This is a genomic window from Algibacter sp. (assembly GCF_049667265.1).
Lineage (GTDB): Bacteria > Bacteroidota > Bacteroidia > Flavobacteriales > Flavobacteriaceae > Algibacter_B.
Map to the genome: position 1 here is coordinate 1 of NZ_JBATHX010000449.1, position 2,118 is coordinate 2,118.

The window sequence follows — 2,118 nt, forward strand, 5'->3', positions numbered from 1 at the left end:
TTGATGATGAAGAGTTACTTGAATTAGTAGATATGGAGATTAGAGATTTATTATCTTTCTATGAGTACGATGGAGATAATGGACCTGTAATTGCTGGTTCTGCTTTAGGTGCACTTAATGGTGAACAAAAATGGGTTGATACAGTTCTAGAATTAATGGCAGCTGTTGATACTTGGATTGAAGAGCCTGTTCGTGATATGGACAAGCCTTTCTTAATGCCTATCGAAGATGTATTCTCTATTACTGGTCGTGGTACTGTTGCAACTGGTCGTATTGAAACTGGTATAGCAAAAACTGGAGATCCTGTAGAAATTATTGGTATGGGTGCTGAAAAGTTAAACTCTACTATTACAGGTATTGAAATGTTCCGTCAAATATTAGATAGAGGTGAAGCTGGTGATAATGCTGGTATCTTATTAAGAGGTATTGAGAAATCTCAAATCTCAAGAGGTATGGTTATTACTAAACCAGGTTCAGTAACTCCACATGCTAAATTTAAAGCTGAGGTTTATATCCTTAAAAAAGAAGAGGGTGGACGTCACACTCCATTCCATAACAACTACCGTCCACAGTTCTACGTGCGTACAACTGACGTTACAGGAAACATTGCGCTTCCTTCAGGAGTTGAAATGGTTATGCCTGGAGATAACTTAACTATTACTGTTGAGTTAATTCAGCCAATTGCAATGAACGTAGGTTTACGTTTCGCTATCCGTGAAGGTGGTAGAACAGTTGGTGCAGGTCAGGTAACTGAGATTTTAGACTAATAAAGTTTAATAAATATTATGAGTTAAGGTATTCCGTTTTTTCGGAATACCTTGACTTGTATTTACGGGCGTAGCTCAGTTGGTAGAGCACTGGTCTCCAAAACCAGGTGTCGGGAGTTCGAGTCTCTCCGCCCGTGCAATACAAAATTGAGTATCATTTCAATTTAGATTAAAAAATAAATAACATGGCTGGAATTGTAAATTACATAAAAGAATCGTTCGGAGAACTAAAAAATAATGTGTCATGGCCTACATGGGCTGAGGCGCAAAGTTTAACAGTTTTAGTAGCTGTATTCTCGATTATTTTTTCTCTTGCTATTTGGGGTGTAGATACAGTTTTTAGTAAAGTTATAGCAGCTTACTTTCAATGGATTAACGGTTAAAAAGGGAATTTATGTCTGAAGTAAGTGAAAAAAAATGGTATGTTGTTCGTGCAGTAAGTGGTCAGGAAAACAAAATTAAAGCCTATATCGAGCGAGAAATCGAGCGTTTAGGTTTGCAAGATTATGTTGATCAAGTACTTGTACCTACAGAAAAAGTGATTCAAATCCGTAAAGGAAAGAAAATCCAAAAAGAAAAAGTGTTTTTCCCAGGATATATAATGGTGCAAGCCAATTTAACTGGGGAAGTTCCTCATATTATAAGATCTGTTACTAATGTTATTGGTTTTTTAGGAGAAACAAAAGGAGGAGATCCTGTGCCGTTAAGACAATCTGAAGTTAACAGAATGTTAGGAAAGGTTGATGAATTATCAGTTGAAGAAAATGCAAATGTGGCTATTCCTTTTACTAAAGGAGAAACTGTTAAGGTAATTGATGGTCCTTTCAATGGATTTGATGGGACGGTTGAGAACATAAATGAAGAAAAGCGTAAACTGGAAGTAATGGTTAAAATTTTTGGAAGAAAAACACCATTAGAATTAAGTTATATGCAAGTTGAGAAAGTATAATAGTGTTACAATAGATAGATGAGTCTTTCGCTTCCAATTGAAAGATAACATCAAAAATTAAATTATTAAAAATGGCAAAAGAATTAGGTAAAGTAGTTAAGTTACAAGTTCGGGGAGGTGCTGCGAATCCATCGCCACCGGTTGGACCCGCTTTAGGAGCCGCTGGTGTTAACATCATGGAGTTCTGTAAGCAATTCAATGCCAGAACCCAAGATAAACCTGGTAAAGTATTACCAGTAGTGATATCAGTTTACAAAGACAAATCATTTGACTTTGTAATTAAAACTCCACCAGCAGCAGTTCAATTATTAGAAGCTGCAAAGGTGAAGAAGGGATCTGGAGAGCCAAACCGAAAAAAAGTAGCTAAAGTATCTTGGGATCAGGTTAAAACCATCGCAGAAG

4 protein-coding genes and 1 tRNA gene are annotated in these 2,118 nt (G+C 36.5%); all 5 read left to right on the forward strand.

The genetic code is table 11. From position 1 onward, the window contains the following. The coding region (locus tag WBN21_RS15500; RefSeq protein ID WP_424201865.1) for an EF-Tu/IF-2/RF-3 family GTPase at positions 1 to 767 on the forward strand (767 nt) is incomplete at its 5' end. Between the two features lie 64 nt (positions 768 to 831). Beyond that, positions 832 to 904, forward strand: a tRNA-Trp gene (locus tag WBN21_RS15505). A 48-nt stretch (positions 905 to 952) separates the two neighbouring features. Beyond that, complete coding sequence (gene secE, locus WBN21_RS15510; protein WP_424201867.1) at positions 953 to 1,150, forward strand: preprotein translocase subunit SecE; 198 nt, start codon at positions 953 to 955, stop codon at positions 1,148 to 1,150. 11 nt (positions 1,151 to 1,161) lie between these two features. Then, positions 1,162 to 1,716: a transcription termination/antitermination protein NusG gene (gene nusG, locus WBN21_RS15515; protein WP_424201869.1), complete on the forward strand. Its 555-nt coding sequence runs from the start codon at positions 1,162 to 1,164 to the stop codon at positions 1,714 to 1,716. A gap of 71 nt (positions 1,717 to 1,787) precedes the next feature. Beyond that, on the forward strand, positions 1,788 to 2,118 hold a 331-nt coding region (gene rplK, locus WBN21_RS15520; protein WP_424201871.1), incomplete at its 3' end, for a 50S ribosomal protein L11.

What these genes read in the sequence shown, in the direction of transcription:
- secE (WP_424201867.1), top strand. Translation starts at nt 953, where the DNA reads ATGGCTGGAATTGTAAATTACATAAAAGAATCGTTCGGAGAACTAAAA.
- nusG (WP_424201869.1), top strand. Translation starts at nt 1,162, where the DNA reads ATGTCTGAAGTAAGTGAAAAAAAATGGTATGTTGTTCGTGCAGTAAGT.